The sequence below is a fragment of the Cyclobacteriaceae bacterium genome (assembly GCA_013141055.1).
Lineage (GTDB): Bacteria > Bacteroidota > Bacteroidia > Cytophagales > Cyclobacteriaceae > ELB16-189.
The window spans coordinates 1,055,956-1,076,260 of record JABFRS010000001.1 but is presented as its reverse complement, the minus strand read 5'-3'; the positions used below and the strand labels follow the sequence as shown (position 1 = coordinate 1,076,260).

Below are 20,305 nucleotides of genomic sequence, written 5' to 3'. Positions count from 1 at the left end.
AGACTCTGGCCTTTAAATTGCATTGGTTAACTTGCATGACTAATTTTTGAACTAAAATAAAAAATGGCCTATCAAAAGCGTTCGGTGAACGGTGTTGTGCGAGGCTGATAATTGGACCCCTTAAAATCAAATTACAAACAAATGAAAAATCTAATCCGTCTCTCGTATGTAGTAGTGATCGTAGCTGCGGTAGTAGCTGCCGGTTGTAAGTCAAAGCAGTCAATGCCTACAGGTGAAACAGAAGTATCTGTTCCTTGCTCAGGTCCTGATTACTTTACTAACAGCAAAGTGTTCAGAGCTAACTCTATCGGAGAAAGCATGGATCAGGTGACTTCAAAGAAGAAGGCATTGACCAACGCACGTAACGAGCTTGCACAATCTATTCAGACAACGGTGAAGACTGTTACTGATAACTACACTAACTCACGTTCAATGGATAAGAAAGAAGCATTGGAGCAACGCTTCGAGCAGTTGAATCGCGAAGTTGTAGAACAGACACTTCAGGGTGTTCGTACTATCTGCGAAAAGCTGGTTCAGACTAAAGAAGGAAACTACAAGACTTACGTAGCTATCGAGCTTTCTGCTGATGAACTTGTAAAGCAATACAATGAGCGTCTTTCAAAGGACGATCAATTGAAGATCGATTACGATTACGAAAAATTCAAGGATACCTTCAACGCCGAAATGGATAAGAAGAGACAGGGAAACTAATCAGTTTCGCCTTTAGGAAAAAACGCTCCAATTTATCTGGGGCGTTTTTTTTGTTTTAATAGTAATAAAGTTTCAACACGATAGAACATGGCAGGCTACTCAAACACACCTCTCGTTCAAAAGCTTGGAATAAAACCACAACACCTTATCATGGTGCTTGCCGAACCTTCAACGTACTGGGATGAGGTCAGTCCTTTGCCTGAAGATGTTGTGGTGAAAAAGAAACCAGGAAAAGACCCGATTGATTTTATCCATCTATTTGTCAGGGAGAAAAAGGTTTTTGAAAAGGAACTGTTGAAGAATAAAAAGTTCCTCTCTCAGAATGGAATGATCTGGGTTTCGTGGCCTAAGAAATCTTCCAAGGTAGAAACGGATATAACGGAGGATGTGATACGGAATTTCGCATTGAAGAATGGATTAGTGGATATCAAGGTCTGTGCGGTGAATGATGTCTGGTCGGGTTTGAAGCTTGTGATACCGGTTAAGGAGCGAAAGTGAAGGGGATAAATGCCGGAATACAGGAACGCTGATGTAGCAAGCTGCACATAACCAATAGCGTTTGATATAGAAAGAAATGCGGATCACGGACACACACAGATAAAATCGATGGCTCTGAACTTAAGGCCCAACGGGTCGAGATTTATTAGCCCTGGCTGAAGGCCAGGGTTACGATGTAAACGTGCACTTAAGCCCTGAAGGGGCGCAATTGTTAGTTGCGTATTACCAATTGGAATCGACGCTTATGATGATGAGTGTTTCATGGTGAATTATCAAACCATAATCTCGCCCCTTACGCTGAAGCTTCAGCGGTCTCAATTCAGTGTCTATTAGGTTCCTGACCAGTCTCTGTTCAGTCTCCATCCCAATCCCTGCCTCTTGATAGCTAGTGTATTCCCAGCGACTGCTGTATCCCTTCAAGCGACTGTCCCTTTGTTTCAGGTAATACTTTCCAGGCAAAGAATAAATGAAGGAACATCATCACACTGAAGAATGTAAAAGCATATGCTCCGCCAAGAGGTGATGACTCTGCAAAGATCGGGAAGGTCCAGGAGATCGCAGCTGCCATGATCCAATGTGTAAAGCTTCCAAGGGTCTGGCCTTGTGACCTTACTTTATTCGGGAAGATCTCAGAAATGAAAACCCAGATGACGGCTCCCTGAGAGAAAGCAAAGAAGGCAATGAATCCTACGAGATAGATCATCACAAGATATCCGCCGAAGTCTCCTGTAAAGAATGCGTATGCCACCATTCCTAAAAAGAATACCATTCCAAATGACCCAACAATAAGGAGTGTCTTCCTTCCAAATTTATCAATGAGAGAAACGCCTAATAATGTAAAGACCAGATTCGTAACTCCAATAGAGATTGCCTGCAGCAGTGCAGTGTCTTTTGCAAGTCCTGTCATTTCGAAAATGCGGGGTGCATAATACATGATCGCATTGATGCCGGAAAACTGATTAAATGTGGCAAGGACCATTGCGTAGAAGATGGGCTTGTTATAATTGCCGGAGAATAATTTCTCCTTCTCTTTTCCTTTTTCATGATGCAATGATTCGCGGATCTGGTTCATCGCCAGCGTCGTGTCTTTCTCTCCGATTTCTTCCAAAACTATTTTTGCTTCCGCCTCACGTTGATGATTCATCAGCCAACGTGGGCTTTCAGGAATAACGAAAACCAGTATGAAGAATATAAGAGAAGGAACTGCCTGAACACCCAACATCCATCGCCATGATTCCTCACTGATGCCGTTGAGTAAATAATTAGAAACAAATGCTATAAGAATACCCAACACTACATTGAATTGAAACATTCCAACCAGTCGGCCGCGTGAATGCGCAGGAGAAATTTCAGAGATGTACATAGGTCCTACCACCGATGAAGCTCCTACACCAATCCCTCCCAGGAATCTGAATAGAACAAACGGTTCCCATGATGGAGTAAAAGCTGTAACCAACGAGGTGACAACATACAGCAAGCCAATAGCCTGAAGGACTTTCTTTCTTCCAAAGCGTTCTGCAGGGGCGCCTGCTATCAAAGATCCGATGACTGTACCAATGAGGGCAGAGGCCACTGTGAATCCATGTGCAAAGTCACTCAGTGACCAGAGCTGCTGAATTGATTTTTCCACTCCGGAAATAACAGCGGTATCAAAGCCAAAGAGAAAACCTCCAAGAGCAGCGACTATGGAATTCCGGAATGCATTAGAAGAACGTTGCATGAAGATTTCTTTATAATAGATGAGTTAAATTAAGAATATTCGAATGGATTCATGCTTTGCGTTCGGAAATCCACAGAAATCAGCCATTTTAAGTGAAAATGACTTTTAATTCCTTTTTGTATTTTTGGTTGTTATATAAACGAAAGAGCATTGAAACACCCTTTACTTGCCTCTTTTCTTCTGATTGTCATTGCAATATCTCCCTCTTTCGCTCAGGGGCCAGGGGGAGTGTCTGCTAACCTCAAAGCCTGGTACAAAGGCAATGTAGGCACCAGTGGTACTGCGCCGGTAGTTCTCTGGAACAATCAGAGTCCAACGATAGGCATTGATGCCCTTGCTGTAAACGGTCCTACTCTTTTATATAAAAGCATAAATTATAACAGTGCCCTGTCATTTGACGGAAACAATGATATCATGCGTGTTCCAACCGGACTGTTGGGAACATCAACCGTTGATGATGTTTTTGTTTATATCGTCAGCAATGCCCAGGTATCCACTGCCGGAAGAACAATCTTTGGAGAGAATGTAAGCGGAGAAAGATTTCAAGCGCATATTCCCTGGGCAGATGAAGTTTATTGGGATTTTGGTGCATGTTGTGGAACAGGTCGTGTAAATACTTTAACAGGATGGGGAGCGACATCCAACAAATATTATTCATGGGCGTTGGGATCTTCCACAGGAACAGCAACACCTTCTGGCTTAAGAAAATCTATTTATCGTGATGGACTGCTCATCGCCTCAAGCAACAGTCAGGATGGAGTGGTGGGAAACAATAATCCATTCGACATCGGTGGTAATAACGGAGGCGAATTCTATTTTGGATCTATAGCAGAGCTTATTGTTTACACAGGAGTGCCTTCCAATACTGAATTCCAGAAGATACAATCGTATCTCGCTATTAAGTATGGTCTGATGATGGACCAAACGGTTCCTACCGATTATATCTCCTCTTCCAACGCAACAATTTATGATGCGGATGGATCTTCTTCTGTCGCTGGATATAATAATGACATCGCCGGCATCGGTCGTGATGATGCATCTCAGCTGGATCAACGCAGGTCCATGAGCTCTACCGGTAATGATGCGTTGATCATGAGCAACGGAATTCCTTTCGGAAGCAGCTTTGCCAACAATAACAGTTTTGTGGTTTGGGGAAATGATGGAAATACCCTTAGTTCAACTTCAGTGAATCTGCCTCCCGGTTATTTAAGCCGCTCTGCCCGCATCTGGAAAACAGACGCTTTGGGAACATTAGGATCCATATCGGTACGATTTCTTTTGAATGGAGGTATCATCAACTCAGGTGATCCAACCAACTATGCTTTGGCAGTTGACAACGATTCTAATTTTGGAACAGGGGCGACTCTATATACCACGGCAACACTTAGCGGAGATACCCTTACGTTTAGCGGAGTTACGTTTCCGGTAGGGTCAAGCTTTCTAACACTTGCAGCTAACATTGCGCCGAGACCATACCCGGGCGGTGTTGCTGGTAATTATCTTATCTGGTTCCGTTCAGATCGTGAAGTCACTGGTGTGTCGCCTGTAACGGGTTGGGGAGATCAAAGTATCCGCAATCGTGATGCGGTGGCTTCCAATGGACCGACCTTCGTTGATCCAAGAATTAACTTTAATCCATCACTTCAGTTTAACGGAACAAGCAACTTTGTGGAAGTTACTTCCGGATTGTTTGGTGCATCCACTTATAACAGTGCGTTCACCTATGCGGTAGCCAGCACCAACACTATTGCAGACAGAAATTTCTTTTACGAGCAGCTTGCAGGAAGTGCCAACGATCGGTTCAGTGCTCATCTTCCGTGGAGTGACAGTAATGTATACTATGATTTTGGAACCTGCTGTATAGAAGGACGGGTCAATGGAAACTGGGGTGCAACAGTAAATGAATTTAATTACTGGACCATGGGATCCAGCACATCCACTGCAACTCCATCAGGTACCAGAAGATTTATCTATAGAAATAATACGCTGACGGCAGCGAACAACAACATTGACACGGGAACAGGAGCTAATTCACCCTTTACCCTTGGCTCTGCTGGTTTTGCAAATTATTATATCGGTGAAGTATCAGAGTTCTTTGTTTCAACCAATATTCCTTCTTTAACGGAGCTTGCGCAAATTCATTCTTATCTGAGCATTAAGTATGGGATGCATAAACCAGGAAATTATCTGGCTTCGGATGGATCTGTCATCTGGGATGCAACCACCAACAGTACCTACCATAATGATGTAACGGCTATCGGACGTGACGATAATTCCGATTTGCTCCAGAAGCAATCGAAGAGCTATAACTCGGATGATATCATCACAATAGGAGCGGGACCGGCATTGACTGCAACCAATGCACTGAACACAGGTACCTTCGGTGGAGACAAAAGCTTTTTAGTATGGGGAAATAATAATGGATCCATTTCTTCCAATGGTGGTGTGGATCTTCCTGCAACGATATTAAGGAGATTACAACGTGCATGGAAAGTGGTGGAGACAGGAACATCACCTCCCGGGACGGTGCGTATTCGTTTTGAAACAACTGTTATTCCAGGTACCAATGATCTCCAGTATGTAAGATTATTGGTGGATGATGATGGAACATTTGCAACAGGAGCCACTCTCATCAACCCGTCATTCTATGATAACACAGCGAAGATCGTTGAGTTCACTCACGACTTTGTAATGGGCACGGGATATTTCTTTACACTGGGTTCTGTAAATATTGCCGGAGCTCCTTTGCCGGTTCAGCTGCTGAGCTTTACAGCAACTCCTGAGAAAAGTGCTGTTCAATTGGCTTGGAGTACCGAAACTGAAACCAGAAATAATCTATTCACCATTGAAAGAGCCGCTTCTGATTTAAAGTGGGAGCCTGTAGTAACAGTGCAGGGTGCTGGTAACAGTAATGCAAAGAAGGATTATGCAGCGACTGACAACAGACCGTTCAACGGCATATCTTTCTATCGCCTCAAGCAAACAGACTTTGATGGAGTTTCAAGCTATTCGAAGATCGTCAAAGTGGAAATTAATTTGGGTGATCAGCAACTTGTGATTTATCCTAACCCTACAAAAGGAGATGCAACATTGGTGATTCCTTCCACGGTTGAGGTTGAGCGGGTTGAATTGTTTACTTCTCTTGGATTAAAATTGAATTCTATTAGTTCTGTTAAGAGCAACGGAGAAGTAAGTATTGAAATGAATTCTCTACCGAAAGGCATTTATCTTGTGAGGGTGACAGGAAAAAATGGCTATCAAAAATCGGTAAGACTGGCGGTGGAATAATTTCTGTTCCTCTGTTATTCTATAAATCAGATCGTTAATGAATACTCTTCGAAATAGACTTTTCTTCCTGTTTTTTATTTTCCTCGCATCTTGCACTCCTAAGAAGAAAACGGAAGTTCCTCAGGAGAATCTGATTCCATACACAGTGGTGCAGGTTTTTCCTCATGATACAAAAGCGTTTACGCAAGGGCTAACCGTTTATCAGGGCCGGCTTTTTGAAAGCACCGGCCAGGATAATTCATGGATTGCTGAAGTAGATATTGCAACAGGAATTCAAAGTAAAAAAGTGACGCTTGACAAGCAGTATTTTGGAGAAGGGATCACAATCATTAACAATAAAATTTATCAGCTTACCTGGCAGAATCATGTTGGGTTTGTCTATGATTTTAAGACTTTCGGGAAGATTGCTGACTTTAAAAACGAACATGAGGGATGGGGCATTACGCATAATGGCTCCAATCTGATCATGAGTGATGGGACAAGCAAATTATATTTTCTGGATACAGCAAATCTCACTATTGTAAAATCTGTTTCCGTAAAAGAGAACGAAATTGAACAGGGAGATCTCAACGAACTGGAATTTATTGATGGACATGTCTACGCCAATCAGTGGAAAACCAATTACCTGTTAAAAATTGATCCGGCTACAGGGAATGTTGTGGGTCGAATGGATCTTACTCCCTTATATGAAAAAGCATTGGCGGTAAATCCGAATATTGATGTCTTGAATGGCATTGCGTATGAAAGTAAAAGCAAGTTGTTGCTGGTGACCGGAAAGAACTGGCCAGCCTTGTTCGCGATCCGATTGAAATAAATCTTAAGAACTCGCCGTCAAAGTAAATTCACTCATGAATAAAGTCCTTCTTTTTTCATTGGTTTTGGTAATTCAATTCGGATCTGCTCAATCACAGATTCCGGCCGGTCAGATACTCGGTCCCTTTGAATGGAAGAGTAAGATCTATCCGGGAACAGAACGTGAGTATTGGGTTTATGTCCCGAAGCAATATGATGCTTCCAAACCTGCCTGCACGATGATCGTTCAGGATGGATTGTCAAGAGCAAAAGACTGGAGGCTGCCATCAACACTGGATTCATTGATTGCCCTAAAAGGGATTCCGGTTATCATTGGAATCTTTATCGATCATGGAAAAGTGAAGTCGTCCGGTTCCGATAATTATCCACGATTTAACAGAAGCTTTGAGTATGATGCGTTGGGGGACAGGTATGCAAGGTTTCTATTGGAAGAAATTATTCCCGAGGTGGGAAAGTCGTATAACCTTAGCAATAAAGCTGATGACCGATTGATTGCAGGCGCAAGTTCGGGTGCCATAGCAGCCTTCAACGCAGCATGGGAACGGCCGAACGAATTCAGTAGAGTGTTAAGCACCATTGGCACATATGTAGGGCTTCGTGGAGGTGGTGAGTTTGCAACACTGGTAAGAAAAACAGAACCTAAACCTTTGAGAGTATTCCTTCAGGATGGCGATCATGATTTGAACATCTATGCGGGTGACTGGTGGATGGCAAATCAGGATATGCTTTCGGCACTCACGTGGGCAGGATATGAAGTTAATCATGCCTGGGGAGATGGTGGTCATAATGGCAAGCATGCCGCTGCGATCATGCCGATGGCATTGAAGTGGCTTTGGGGTGATTATCCAAAACCTGTTCAAACCTATAAGAGTCCGTTGCGAAACTTCGATCCCATACTTGAAAATGAATTGTGGAAAGAGATCTCCATCGGAAATCTGAAAGCAGAGAAGCTCACTGTTAATGACTCGGGTCAATTGTTCTTTGCAGACAGGCAATCTGTTTACCGGTTGAATGGTGAGAAGGTTAAGTTGTATAAGAAGATGACGGGGGAGATTTCAGGAATCAGCTTTGGAATCAACAATGAGCTTTACGTAAGCAATAGGTCAGCCCATAGCATAGACGTTATTGGAAAGACGGTAAGAAGCATGGTGAAAAATGTTAAAGCAGATTTCATCGCTGTATCTGCAAAGGGAATTTATTTCACAGAGACAATAAAAGATCACATCGGCTTCTATTCTTTTGCAAAGAGAAATTTAGTTTACACGTCTGTTCCATTTCATCCAACAGGTCTTGCTATTTCTGCGGATCAGACTTTCTTAAATGTTGGAACTGAGAATAGTGTATTTGGCTATTCTCTGAAGATCGGAGAGGATGGAGGTCCTGATTTACTTCAGGAGTATATCCATTACCATATCCCTTACGGGAAAATTTCACCGGGTTCTGCAGGAATGTCGGTTGATAATCAGAATCGAATCTATACGGCGACCGGAATGGGCATCCAGATCTCGGATCAATTGGGACGCATCAATTACATTATTGCGTCGCCACTTGAATCTTTGACCGATGTAAAATTTGGAGGATCAGATTTCTCAACTGTTTATGTGGTGAGTAATGGTCGATTATTCATGAGAAAGACTTCCGTAAAAGGTGTATTGAGTCAGGTGCAACCGGTTAAGCCACCCAAACCCGGTTTATAAGCCTTACATCAAATTCCTCCAACCTCCTTCCGGATTTCCCGTAGATGTTGGTCAGATCACCCAACCAAATATTTTATGAACCTCAAATTCTGGAAGAAACCGGCAGTTAAAAAACCCAAGACTTTTTTTCAGGAATGGTCTGACGCGATCATTTTTGCGGTAGTAGTTTCTACTTTCATAAGATGGTCGGCTGTTCAGGCGTTTGTCATCCCGACACCTTCCATGGAGAATTCATTACTGGTCGGTGATTTTCTTTTCGTAAGCAAAATTCATTATGGTCCACAAACTCCCAAGACCCCGCTTCAGGTTCCGCTGACGCATCAAAAGATATGGGGTACCAATATTCCTTCTTATCTCGACTGGATTGAATTGCCAACGTACCGGTTTCCGGGTATCAGTGAAATAAAGAGGGAAGACGTCGTTGTATTTTATGTTCCTCCTGTTAAGCTTAATGAGGGCATTGACTATCCTACTGATCTTAAGAACAACTATGTGAAGCGTTGTGTTGGAATTCCGGGCGACGTATTGGAGATCAGGAATAGTCAGGTTTATGCCAATGGAATTGCATTGAATAATCCTGAAAATATGAAGTTCAGTTATGTCGTCATTGCCCATGATGAGATTCATAAGAGAAATCTTCAGAACCTTGAGATCGACAAAGAGGATTACTATTACCAGGGAAGATTCTCTGAGAATCAGGTTGGATATATTATGTTCCTGACGAAGGATCAATTGGCTGCCATTAAAGAAGCTCCTTATGTCTGGTCCGTGGAGGATTTCAGGAACGAGTCCACCTCATCGGATAAAATATTTCCATTGTCGAAGGTTGATTCCTGGAATGGCGATCACTATGGTCCGATCGTGGTTCCAAAAAAAGGAATGAAGATAGCGGTGAATGATTCCACTCTGAACTTCTATGGCGAGACGATCCGGTTGTATGATCTGAACAAGAATGTGGAGATTAAGAATGGGAAACTATTCATCGATGGCGGGGAGCAGCAGGAATATACTTTCCATCAGGATTACTATTTCATGATGGGAGATAACCGTCACAATTCCCTCGATTCAAGATATTGGGGCTTTGTTCCTCATGATCATATAGTGGGCAAGGCACTATTTGTGTGGATGTCACTGGATGAAGAGGCGGATCTTTTCCATAAAGTAAGATGGAGAAGGCTTGGCAACATTATCCGTTAAGCATTGTAGGGAGACTTTTCCACAAAATCATATTCATTTTTCATATATATCTGGGAATGCCGCTTCGTTCGCTTATGGTATGATTTTTTTGATTTTTCAATGAATCCGAAATACGGAATTATAAAATCAAATAAATCAATTATGAAAACAATAAGAAACATGGCGATGCTGATGCTGCTTTCTGCAGGGTTTGCATACGGACAGGAGATCACTGTTCAGGGAGATAAAAAGTTGAATACCGATTTTAAAAAGTATAAAACCTATGGATGGCTTACCAATGATCTATCGGATCAGCTTGTAGCGTATACCTATGAGGAAGTGCCAGTGAAAAGTTCTGCAAACAAAGGACGCAAGGGAGATGTGAAGAAAGGTAAGAATGTGATCATCTATTCATACGCCTTTATTCTTCCTTCATCGGATGAGATCATCAATAGCACATTGACGACATCGGTAGAATCTGAGCTTGATGGAAGAGGTTATAGAAAGAATCAGGCTGCTCCTGATATGTATGTGGCATACAAGATCTTCGATCAGTCGACCAAGATCAAAGGAACTGCTGCTGAACCCGTTAAAGTAGGTTCGTCTGAAGTGAGGATGGCAAAGGACACTATTTCCTATGCGTTGAAACCTGGTACTGTCTTTATTTCCCTGCTTGACGCAAAAACCAGCAGCGTTATCTGGGAAGGATTTGCATCAGGTATATCCAGCAACAATGACATCATCAGCGATCAGGCTAAAGTTAAGGAAGCCATCAATTTGATCTTTAAGAAATATGAATTCAGGGGAGATAAGTATTCCATGAATTAATTCTGATAGAACGGAAAAAAGGGGCTCAATGCCCCTTTTTTATTGCTGGTTGGGTTCAATTTCAGCAATTGCTTTTTCCAGTGCGTGGTTGAAGGCAATTGGATTTTCTATCATGGGATAATGACTGGTTCCCTGTATGGTGATCAGTTCATAACCTTTTGTGGCAATGCCTTTCAGGGCATCTTCATTAGTTGGTTTATAATCCACATTGATCATATAAATTTTGAATCCCAGTTTGCCGATCAGGTCTTTTTCACGATCCGTATATGTCAATCCATCGATGATTGCTTCTGTGCCTGCTTCCGGTTCGGTATTTCTGTAGGCATTAACAATTTTCTTGGTGATGGCGGAATCAGTTGCCTGGCTGACAAGTCCCTTTCTGACATACATTTCTACCGTAGCCGGAAAATCCTTTTTCAATCCCTGAGTGGTTTGATCGATGATCTCTTGGGGAAGGGGAACTCCCACATTCTTAAAATAATCCACCGCTACGAATCCAATAACAGGTTCGGGGTTTTGAATAGCCTCTTCCAGAATGGCATCGGCACCTGCTGAATGACCGATGAGAATTACATTCTTAAGATTAAGTTCTTTAATGAAGAACGTCAATGCATCTCCGTAATTTTTCGCAGTCATGGCATCATTGCCTTTTGGAGATTTTCCATTTCCTGGAAGGTCGAGGGTAACTACCCGGTAATCGGGTGAGAAGAACTTGACCTGATCAGTCCAGTATTCTTTATTGCTGAACGAACCATGAACAAATAGCAGCGTTATATTTTTTTTTCCGGAATCGAAGTAGGAGATCTTTGAATCTTTGTAGTCAATGGTTTTCATGAGGATGTCACTTTGAATATTATTTTGATTGGTTCTCTTGCAGCTGATAAGGATAAAAAAGAATAGAAGGCCAGAGAAGGTTATAATGATTTTCCTCATGCACTGACGGTTTGCTGTTCGACGATCGCTTTTATTTCTTTAAGAACCAGGCTCCAGGTCTCTTCTGATTGAGCCTTCTTTGTTTCATCTGAAATATTCTCCTGGGTAATTGTTAAGGTTGTGCTGTCCTTTGATTCGTTGAGCGTATAGGTGATAGCGACATAGTTTTCAGGCTTATCTTCAATCCCAGACATCGAACTCCAATTGGTATATCGAAAGGATCGGTTCGGGATCACCTCAAGAATGGTCCCTTTTTCCTGAAAGGACTTGCCTTCCCAGGTGCCATTAAATTCTATCGGACTGCCCACTTGCCAGTCGGTCTTTACATCTGCACCCATGAAATACTTCTTGATAGGTTCCGGAGTTGTTAAGGCCTCCCAAACGGCAGTTGCAGGAGCATTGATATCGATGCTGGATTTTGCTGTGATGTTTTGCATGAAGATTCTTTTAAATGTTAATCAGTGATGTATATGTCAATTCTGTGCCATAGAATGACTTCATGCATGTATCAAAACTGTTTTAGTTTCAACAACCATGAGGAATTTATTCTACACATCTTATCATTTGATGAGAATTGTTTTTCACATACTATTAAAGATTCTTGTGATAGAAATCTTTCAAGGATCATGGATGACACAGTGGCACGTTTTTAGTTAGAAGGAATGGTGTAAGACTATCTGTTTAGGGATGAACTGAAGGAAGAGAGATCTGGAAATTCAAACCTGCATTACCAGAAACGGAGAAATCCGGTGAAGGGAAAACGGAGTCGTAAACAAACCCTCGCGTTGATCGCGGGGGTTTACTTTTAAATTTCCTCTCAATCATTTGACCGACTCATCTGGTCGTTGGTAGAAATGCAAAAGCAATCTTTGTATCAATTTCCAAAATTTGAATCATGATACCATCGCCAATAATTCACACCACAGAAGATGAGACAATTATCTCTGATTTATATCAGCATCTTTTAAAATCATGGAACGAACGTGATGCTGCAGGATTTTCTTCTCTATTTATAGAACAAAGTACGGTCATTGGATTCGACGGAAGTCAAATGAATGGCCCGGATGAAATTCAACAGTCTCTGGAAGGAATTTTTAAGAATCATTTAACTGCTCGTTATGTGTGGAAGATCCGTGAAGTGCGTTTTCTTTCTCCCGAGGTCGCTGTTCTCAAAAGTGTTGTTGGTATGGTGCATCCGGATCATACCGATATAGACTCATCAAAGAATGCAGTTCAGTCTATGGTTGCAATGAAGCATCATAGCAACTGGCTGATCACAGTGTTTCAAAATACGCCTGCATCTTTTGATGGTCATCCTGTGCTGAGCATGGAATTGACCAATGAACTTCAGCAGGTCCTCAATGCATCCAAAGATCCCTTACTCGTTTAGTTTCCATTATTCACTCTTAAGGCTTTTCACCGGGCTCATCAATGCAGCCTTTATGGCCTGGAAGCTTACTGTTGCGAGTGTAACGGTAAGAGCTCCCAAAGCGGTCATAATGAATATCCACGGAGAGATAGGAGTATGATACTTGTATTTCGCCAGCCATGCATCGAGGAAATAATAGGCTAGAGGTGCGGCAAGGAAACAGGATATAATGACGAGGACGACAAAGTCTGCTGATAGCATTTTCCACAAGCCGGTTATTGAGGCACCCAGTACTTTTCGGATACCGATTTCTTTGGTGCGTTGCTCTGCCACGAAAGAGGCAAGGCCAAATAAGCCAAGGCAACTGATGATGATAGCGAGAACAGCAAACACGGATGCAAGCTTGCCTACGCGCTCCTCCGAATTGAATTTGCGGGAGTATTCCGCATCAATGAATTTAAAATCAAAGGGAGCAGAAGGAATCGCCCGCTTGAATGCTGCCTCAATAATGGCAAGGGACTCACTTGCGCTTTTGTTGGGGTTCAACCTTATATTGATCCAGTTGGCATTGTCACGATTCATCAGATAGATCGTTTGCTTTACCGGATTGTAAGGCGACTGCATGATCATGTCATTGATGATGCCCACGATGTGAAGCTTCGTGTCATCACCCCATGTAATTTCCTTTCCTAAAGGATCAGTAATTCCCATGAATTTGATAGCGGCTTCATTAAGGATCACTCCAGAGGAGTCGGTAGCAAACTCGTGTGAGAAATCTCTTCCTTCTCTGATCTGCCAGTTAATTGTTTTTCCATATTCATGAGAGACGTAAATAGTAGCAAAGTCAGTTTGGAAATTGGGATCCTTTCCTTCCCAGTTGAACCCGCCGTTGTTTTGCCATACAGCAGTGATAGGGCTTGATGATTCAGACATTTCTTCAACCGCGCCTGCAGCTTTCAATTCATTTCTCAATAGCTCGCATTTTCCAGTAAAATCATCTGACTTCATTTGAATGGAGATCAATCCTTCACGATTGTACCCGATCGGTCTGTCTTTGGAATACTGAATCTGATTGTACACAATGATGGTTCCGATGATCAGGGTAACAGAAACTGTAAACTGGATAACGACCAGGATTTTTCTTGGCAATGCTGCAAACCTTCCCATTTTGAATGTGCCTTTCAAAACTTTGACAGGTTGAAAGGAAGAAAGGTATAATGCGGGGTAGGAGCCGGCAAGCAAGCTGGTAATGATGATAAAGGCCAGGCAGATAAGCCAGATGAATGGATTTGCCCATTCGATAATAGTTTTCTTATCAGCTAATTGATTAAATGACGAGAGGGATACGACCACAATAATACCAGCTACTATAAAGGATAACGTCACAACGAGAAATGATTCGCTGAGGAATTGATTGATGAGCTGGCCGCGGACCGATCCGATCGTCATCCGTATTCCAACTTCTTTGGCGCGTTTTTCAGAACGGGCAGTGCTGAGATTCATAAAGTTGATGCAAGCCAGAAGCAGTACGAACAGTCCGATGATTCCGAAAAGCCATACCATTTCAATTTTGCCTCCAGTCATTTTTCCCTCTTTGAAATCTGACTTAAGGTGCCAGTTTTGCATGGAAAGCAGGAACATCTGTGGTGAGAAGGGAGCTTCATCAGGCGCATTGTCAAGCTTGGCGTTTTTTATCTTTTGTGAAACCACATCAAAGTCTGCCCCAGGAGAGATCTGAACAAAAAGCTGGAAGGAATTATTTCCCCATTGTGTTGCCGCTCTTTTAAGCCATTGCTCAGAGGTGAGATACAATTGCCAGGAGGAGATGAATTCAAGATCATTGAAGAAAGTATTTTTTGGAAGGTCTTCGTAGACACCCGTAACCTTTACATCCAATTTGCTGTCAATTTGAACGGCCTGATTGATTGGATCAGCATCACCAAAAAGCGCGCGGGCAGTGGATTCAGAGATTATAATGGAGGCCTGATCTTTAAGTCCTTCACGAGTTCCTTTTAGCATTTTCAGTGTAAACATTTCCGGAAAGTCCGGCTGTACGTAGTTTCCTTTTTTTGTGATCTTTAAATCCCCGGCGCTGAGAATATGCTCGTTTGTCCAGGAAGAAATGGCGACATGTGTGAAGTCGCTGCCGTATTTTTCTCTTAGTTCATTTTCAAGAGGCATGGGAATGGATACTCCGGTATTGATAACCCCATTGAATGTCTGATGCTGCATGACCTTGGCGAGGCGGTCATAATTTGTAAAGTACTTATCGAAAGAGAGTTCGTCGTATACCCATAAGCCGATCAGCATAGCGATGGCCATTCCGACGGCAAGACCTCCAATGTTGATGATTGAGTAGCCAGTATTTTTTCTAAGATTCCGGAAGGCGATTTTTAAATAATTTTGAAACATATCAATTTGATTTGGATGAACAGTTGACTTTCGAATGGCAAACGGACGGATATAATTGATTACCTGATACCAGTAGTTAAGCCTTGCGCGTAATAGTGATTTACTTTCTATCGTTTTATAAAACTTCTCTTCAAGATCACCCATGACCTCTTCTGCCAGATCATCTCTTAAGAAATGATTCAGCAGCCAACGTGGTATCCTGGGAACTCTTGTACTCATTTTTTATTTTTCATTGTGTTAATTAACTCAGTCCAAGTTTAGGATACTGCTTCCATAGCGCCATTCTGAATTCCCTGGCATTCTGTAATACTCTCTTGCCACTGGCAGTGATCGTGTAGATGCGTTTTCTTCTTCCTCCACGTTCAGCGGTTGACTTTCCCATTTTTGAATTGACGAAGCCTTTGTTCTCCAGGCGTGTTAATGTGGAATGTGCGGCGCCGATGGAAACAACGCGATCTGTTTGTGATTCAAATTCTTCAGCAATCTTAAATGCATAGGCCTCTTCGCCGAGGATTCCCACCAGCAGAAGAATGACTTCTTCAAATTCTCCAAGGTTTGTCTCTTTCATATTGTATTAAGTTGTAGCGCTATAAAGGATGTTGCTGTTATTTGTTCTACGGATTAGAAGGAAATACTCGCTTTCTTAAGGAAGGTTGCATGAAAGCGGGAATAATTTCACGGTTTGCCACAATTATGCGGCAACCCTCTCTAAATAATCATTTAGTTTTTCTATAGGATCCTTTAGAGAATTATCACTTAAAAGGCGAATTCAGCTTTGGAAAGAGGCTTTTTTCGCAAAGCTTCCTAAAAAGTGCTTTTGCAACTGAGGAGGGGCCATTCGGCTGGTAGTATCTTTAAAAGAACCCTAATTCTCCAGATTATGAGTACTCAGACTACGGTTATATCTCCAGTTCTCAATGAGCAGATTGATTTTAATGAGATCCTTCATCAGGCTATTAATTCTCTGGCATTCATGGATGGGTTCAGCAATGTCCGGTTTAAGTCCAACGTGAAAGTATCTGAGAATTTTTACAGCGATAAGTTATTGATCACGCCAATTGTTCAGCATCTTATTCATAATGCCATCCGCTATCGCAAGGAAAATATTGCGGATGCGTTTGTGAAGATTGTTATTCAGGAAGATGCGGAGGGTATCACGATTACGGTATCTGATAATGGAGTGGGTATCGGTGGTCACATTCAGGATGCCATCACAAATATGTTTTCACGGATAACCGAAAAAATTCCTGGGCATGGACTTGGATTATTTACTGTCAATCATTGTGTTCACAAGCTTGATGGGAAAATATCACTGGAGAGTCATGAAGGTGAAGGATCTACAGTTAAAGTTTGGGTCCGCAATGAAGGACGGCACATCCACTGAGAGGTCTATTCTAATTCTTAACAGACTTAAGAAGTCCAAGCTCTGGCTGCGAGTACTTATAGACTTTGAAATATAACGTCGTTTTGGTCTGATATACCCCTTCGATCTTCGATATCTCGTTTACAAAGTCGAGAAGATGATCATTGTTTCTGCACATCACATCTACTTCCAAATCATAATCTCCAGAAGTGGAGGCCAGAAAACTAACTTCGGGCAGCCTGGCGATTCGTTGAGCAGCCTTTTCTTTTAGGGTAATGGGCCGGACATACACGGCAATCTGCGCGTATGACTGAAATCCTACTTTTTCAGGATTTACTCTTCCGATAATATTGATCGTCTTGTCTTCAATGAGCTTGTTGACGCGTGAGCGTATGGTGCCAACCGATACATTCAGCTTCTCTGCGATTACGGTAAATGACATACGACCATCCTGCTGAAGACAGCTGAGGATTGAAAAATCCATTTCATCCAATGTATCGCGTGTGACTTTCCCCATTTGAATTGTAATAATAGCACAAATATTAACTGTTAAACTGAAAATATTGCTATTTATACTACCTGAATTTGCATTTTTTTTATTTTTAGTCTTATATTTAATTATAACTAAGTCTCTATTATGAAATATTCCCCGGTTGAGAACTTCATCAATGGTCAATTTGTAAAGCCTTCGACCACACGTTTGATGGATGTGATTTCCCCCATTGATGGAAACCATCTGTCTACCGTTCCCATGTCTACTTCTGATGATTTGAAGCGGGCGGTAAATGCAGCCAAGGTTGCTTTTCCGGGATGGAGCAGAACGCCCATCAAGGAAAGGGTTCAGGTGTTTTTCAAGTATAAAACCCTTCTTGAGAAAAATCTGAAAGAGCTTGCGGAGCTGGTGATGGAAGAAAACGGTAAGACGTATTCAGAAGCTGTAGCGGAAATTGAAAAGAGCATTGAGCTAAGTGAATTCGCAACTTCTTTGCCTCAACTGGTGGTGGGAGAAGTTCTTGAAGTAAGCAAGGGAGTAGAATGTCGCACCGAGCATGTTCCCCTTGGTGTGGTGGCGTCCATTGTGCCATTTAATTTTCCAAGCATGGTGCCCAACTGGACATTGCCGAATGCCATTGCTCTGGGAAATTGTATGATCATCAAGCCATCTGAGAAAGTTCCGTTAAGTGTTGGACGGCTTGCTTCTTTGTTGAAAGAGGCAGGGCTGCCGGATGGTGTCTTTAATATTGTTCATGGTGATGAAGAGATCGTCAATGCGATCTGTGATCACCCCGGAATTGAAGCTGTTTCTTTTGTGGGAAGTACGAAAGTTGCCAAGATCGTTTATCAACGGGCAACTCATAACTATAAAAGATGTCTTGCTTTAGGTGGAGCAAAAAATCACCTTATGGTTTTGCCGGATGCAATTCCTGCCATGACTGCCCAGAATGTAGCAGCGTCTATGAGTGGTTGTGCCGGCCAAAGATGCATGGCAGCGTCAGCGATGGTGGCGGTGGGTGCTGTTGATCACATCATAGAAAAGATATGCGAAGAGGCCAGAAAAATAGTTCCTGGAAAAAATCTGGGAGCGGTCATCAATCAGCATTCAAAAGACAGGATTGAAGCTTTTATTACAGAGGCTGAAAAACAAGGCGCTAAGATCTTAGTCGACGGCAGAAAGACAGTCGTTGCCGGCAAAGAGAAGGGAACATACGTGGGGCCGACCGTCATTGACTTTGTAACACCAACGATGTCGGTTGCTACCGAAGAAATTTTTGGACCTGTGATCAGCATCATGAGAACCAACACGGTAGATGAAGCTCTTGCAATTGAAAATGCCAACCCTTACGGAAATGCTGCTTCGGTTTTCACTCAAAGTGGTGGTGTTGCCCGTTACATTATTGACAATGCAAGTGCAGGGATGATCGGTGTGAACGTCGGTGTGCCCGTGCCGCGGGAGCCATTCTCTTTCGGAGGCTGGAATGAAAGCAAGTTTGGAGTAGGAGATATTACCGGAAAGAGCTCTATTGAATTCTGGACGAAGCTGAAGAAGAGCACAACAAAATGGAATCCTGAGGCTGGTGTCAACTGGATGAGTTAATAAACTGCTGATTATTAAATTTATAAAAGGTCAACCAATCAATATCATGAGTACAAAAACGCTAAGTGAAACTCAGGAGATCATTAACGACAATCTCGATTACACGCTCTTCAGCTGGAGTAAGCAAAAGGGAATCGTTCCCATTGCTGTCAAGTACGGAGAAGGAGTTTACCTGTATGATTACGATGGAAAGAAATACATCGATTTTTCTTCCGGACTAATGAACGTGAATATTGGCCATGGCAATCAGCGTGTCACTAATGCGGTTGTTGAACAAATGCAGCAGATCAGCTACGTGACGCCAAGTTGTGTAACAAAAGCCAGGGGAGATCTTGGAAAAAAACTCGCGGAGATTTGTCCCGGCGACCTGAACAAAGCCTTCTTTACTTTATGTGGAGCGACCAGCATTGAGAACGGTATAAAGCTTGCGCGTATGGCTACCGGTCGCCATAAAGTATTAAGTCGTTATCAATCGTATCACGGCTCAACATACGGTGTTATGTCTGCGGGCGGCGATCCCCGTAAGATTCCTGCTGATTCACAACAGGCTCCCAATTTTGTGCACATCGATATTCCATATGCTTACCGATGGGAATATGGTGAAGAAGCGTTGCTCTCAGAATCGGTAGCACAATTGGAAAGAATTATTGCTTATGAAGGTGCGGGTACCATTGCAGCGATGTTATTTGAAGGTGAGTCAGGTACATCAGGATGTCTTCAATATCCAAAGGGTTATATGATGAAGGTGCGGGAGCTTTGTAATAAGCATGGCATCCTGTTAATTATTGACGAGGTGATGAGTGGCTTCGGTCGTACCGGAAAGTGGTTTGGCTTTGAGAATCACGGTATTGTTCCGGACATGGTTGCGATGGCAAAAGGACTCACTGCGGGCTATCTTCCTTTTGGATGTCTGATGGTTTCCGACAAGATTGCTGTGAAGTATGATGATACCATGCTCGCTCTTGGACTTACCTATTCTGCACATCCGGTGAGTTGTGCCGCCGCATTGGAAGTCCTTAAGATTTATGAAGATGAAAACATGATCGAGAACGCTTCCGCAATGGGTAAATACATTACGAAGCGTGTTGAGGAAATGAAGAAGAATCATCCAAGTATCGGGGATTTCAGAACAACGGGTTTGTTAGGGTGTATTGAGTTGGTGAAGAACCGAAAGACAAAAGAGCCAATGGCACCTTTTAATGCCAGACCTGATGAAATGGTGGTAATGAATAAAGTTGCCGCTAAGATCAAGGAGCTTGGTATGTACACTTTCGTGCGATGGGGTTTTATTTTCATAGCACCGCCACTGTGTGTTACGGAAGCTCAGGTTGATGAAGGGTTGGCAATTATCAGTGAGGCATTAAAAATAGCGGATGAGGCAGTAGTTAAGTAGAATAAAACC

The 20,305-nt window shown here is 42.6% G+C and carries 17 protein-coding genes; 11 read left to right on the top strand and 6 right to left on the bottom strand.

Annotated elements, in window-relative coordinates; translation table 11 throughout:
• The first annotated feature begins 141 nt into the window (after positions 1 to 141).
• Positions 142 to 711, top strand: a complete 570-nt coding sequence (locus HOP08_04620) for a hypothetical protein (protein ID NOT74191.1) — start codon at positions 142 to 144, stop codon at positions 709 to 711.
• Between the two features lie 87 nt (positions 712 to 798).
• Positions 799 to 1,209 carry a DUF3052 family protein gene (locus HOP08_04615; GenBank protein ID NOT74190.1) on the top strand — a complete coding sequence of 137 codons (411 nt, stop codon included), beginning with the start codon at positions 799 to 801 and terminating at the stop codon, positions 1,207 to 1,209.
• 385 nt (positions 1,210 to 1,594) lie between these two features.
• Here HOP08_04615 and HOP08_04610 read toward each other — a convergent pair whose 3' ends face one another.
• A complete protein-coding gene (locus HOP08_04610; GenBank protein NOT74189.1) occupies positions 1,595 to 2,929 on the bottom strand; it encodes a sugar porter family MFS transporter in 1,335 nt (444 codons plus the stop codon).
• A gap of 150 nt (positions 2,930 to 3,079) precedes the next feature.
• Here HOP08_04610 and HOP08_04605 point away from each other — a divergent pair, with 150 nt between their 5' ends.
• The 5 genes from HOP08_04605 to HOP08_04585 all read left to right on the top strand — a co-directional run bounded on the left by HOP08_04605 (position 3,080) and on the right by HOP08_04585 (position 10,731).
• Positions 3,080 to 6,217 carry a T9SS type A sorting domain-containing protein gene (locus HOP08_04605; GenBank protein NOT74188.1) on the top strand — a complete coding sequence of 1,046 codons (3,138 nt, stop codon included), beginning with the start codon at positions 3,080 to 3,082 and terminating at the stop codon, positions 6,215 to 6,217.
• A gap of 37 nt (positions 6,218 to 6,254) precedes the next feature.
• A complete protein-coding gene (locus HOP08_04600) occupies positions 6,255 to 7,031 on the top strand; it encodes a glutaminyl-peptide cyclotransferase (GenBank protein NOT74187.1) in 777 nt (258 codons plus the stop codon).
• 34 nt (positions 7,032 to 7,065) lie between these two features.
• The gene (locus tag HOP08_04595) at positions 7,066 to 8,727 is read left to right on the top strand and encodes a gluconolactonase (protein ID NOT74186.1); all 1,662 of its coding nucleotides are present in this window, start codon (positions 7,066 to 7,068) and stop codon (positions 8,725 to 8,727) included.
• A gap of 75 nt (positions 8,728 to 8,802) precedes the next feature.
• Positions 8,803 to 9,924 (top strand): signal peptidase I, encoded by a 1,122-nt coding sequence (gene lepB, locus HOP08_04590; protein NOT74185.1) that lies wholly within the window; start codon positions 8,803 to 8,805, stop codon positions 9,922 to 9,924.
• Between the two features lie 141 nt (positions 9,925 to 10,065).
• A complete protein-coding gene (locus HOP08_04585) occupies positions 10,066 to 10,731 on the top strand; it encodes a DUF4136 domain-containing protein (protein NOT74184.1) in 666 nt (221 codons plus the stop codon).
• 39 nt (positions 10,732 to 10,770) lie between these two features.
• Here the strand turns inward: HOP08_04585 and HOP08_04580 are convergent, their stop codons facing one another.
• Positions 10,771 to 11,664: an alpha/beta hydrolase gene (locus HOP08_04580; GenBank protein NOT74183.1), complete on the bottom strand. Its 894-nt coding sequence runs from the start codon at positions 11,662 to 11,664 to the stop codon at positions 10,771 to 10,773.
• Positions 11,661 to 12,101 (bottom strand): SRPBCC domain-containing protein, encoded by a 441-nt coding sequence (locus HOP08_04575; protein NOT74182.1) that lies wholly within the window; start codon positions 12,099 to 12,101, stop codon positions 11,661 to 11,663. Before HOP08_04575 ends, HOP08_04580 begins: the two co-directional genes overlap by 4 nt.
• Before the next feature lie 458 nt (positions 12,102 to 12,559).
• Here HOP08_04575 and HOP08_04570 point away from each other — a divergent pair, with 458 nt between their 5' ends.
• Entirely contained in the window at positions 12,560 to 13,054 is a 495-nt protein-coding gene (locus tag HOP08_04570) for an SgcJ/EcaC family oxidoreductase (protein ID NOT74181.1), read from the top strand.
• A 6-nt stretch (positions 13,055 to 13,060) separates the two neighbouring features.
• On the opposite strand, the gene HOP08_04565 is transcribed toward HOP08_04570, so the two are convergent.
• The gene (locus HOP08_04565; protein ID NOT74180.1) at positions 13,061 to 15,445 is read right to left on the bottom strand and encodes an FtsX-like permease family protein; all 2,385 of its coding nucleotides are present in this window, start codon (positions 15,443 to 15,445) and stop codon (positions 13,061 to 13,063) included.
• Between the two features lie 241 nt (positions 15,446 to 15,686).
• Complete coding sequence (locus HOP08_04560) at positions 15,687 to 16,013, bottom strand: PadR family transcriptional regulator (GenBank protein ID NOT74179.1); 327 nt, start codon at positions 16,011 to 16,013, stop codon at positions 15,687 to 15,689.
• A 312-nt stretch (positions 16,014 to 16,325) separates the two neighbouring features.
• On the opposite strand from HOP08_04560, the gene HOP08_04555 reads away from it, so the two are divergent.
• Positions 16,326 to 16,829 (top strand): HAMP domain-containing histidine kinase, encoded by a 504-nt coding sequence (locus HOP08_04555; protein NOT74178.1) that lies wholly within the window; start codon positions 16,326 to 16,328, stop codon positions 16,827 to 16,829.
• A gap of 10 nt (positions 16,830 to 16,839) precedes the next feature.
• Here HOP08_04555 and HOP08_04550 read toward each other — a convergent pair whose 3' ends face one another.
• A complete protein-coding gene (locus HOP08_04550) occupies positions 16,840 to 17,325 on the bottom strand; it encodes an Lrp/AsnC family transcriptional regulator (GenBank protein NOT74177.1) in 486 nt (161 codons plus the stop codon).
• 120 nt (positions 17,326 to 17,445) lie between these two features.
• Here HOP08_04550 and HOP08_04545 point away from each other — a divergent pair, with 120 nt between their 5' ends.
• On the top strand, positions 17,446 to 18,903 hold the full coding sequence (locus HOP08_04545) for a CoA-acylating methylmalonate-semialdehyde dehydrogenase (protein ID NOT74176.1): 1,458 nt from the start codon (positions 17,446 to 17,448) through the stop codon (positions 18,901 to 18,903).
• A gap of 46 nt (positions 18,904 to 18,949) precedes the next feature.
• Positions 18,950 to 20,296 carry an aminotransferase class III-fold pyridoxal phosphate-dependent enzyme gene (locus HOP08_04540; protein NOT74175.1) on the top strand — a complete coding sequence of 449 codons (1,347 nt, stop codon included), beginning with the start codon at positions 18,950 to 18,952 and terminating at the stop codon, positions 20,294 to 20,296.
• The last annotated feature ends 9 nt before the right edge of the window (positions 20,297 to 20,305 follow it).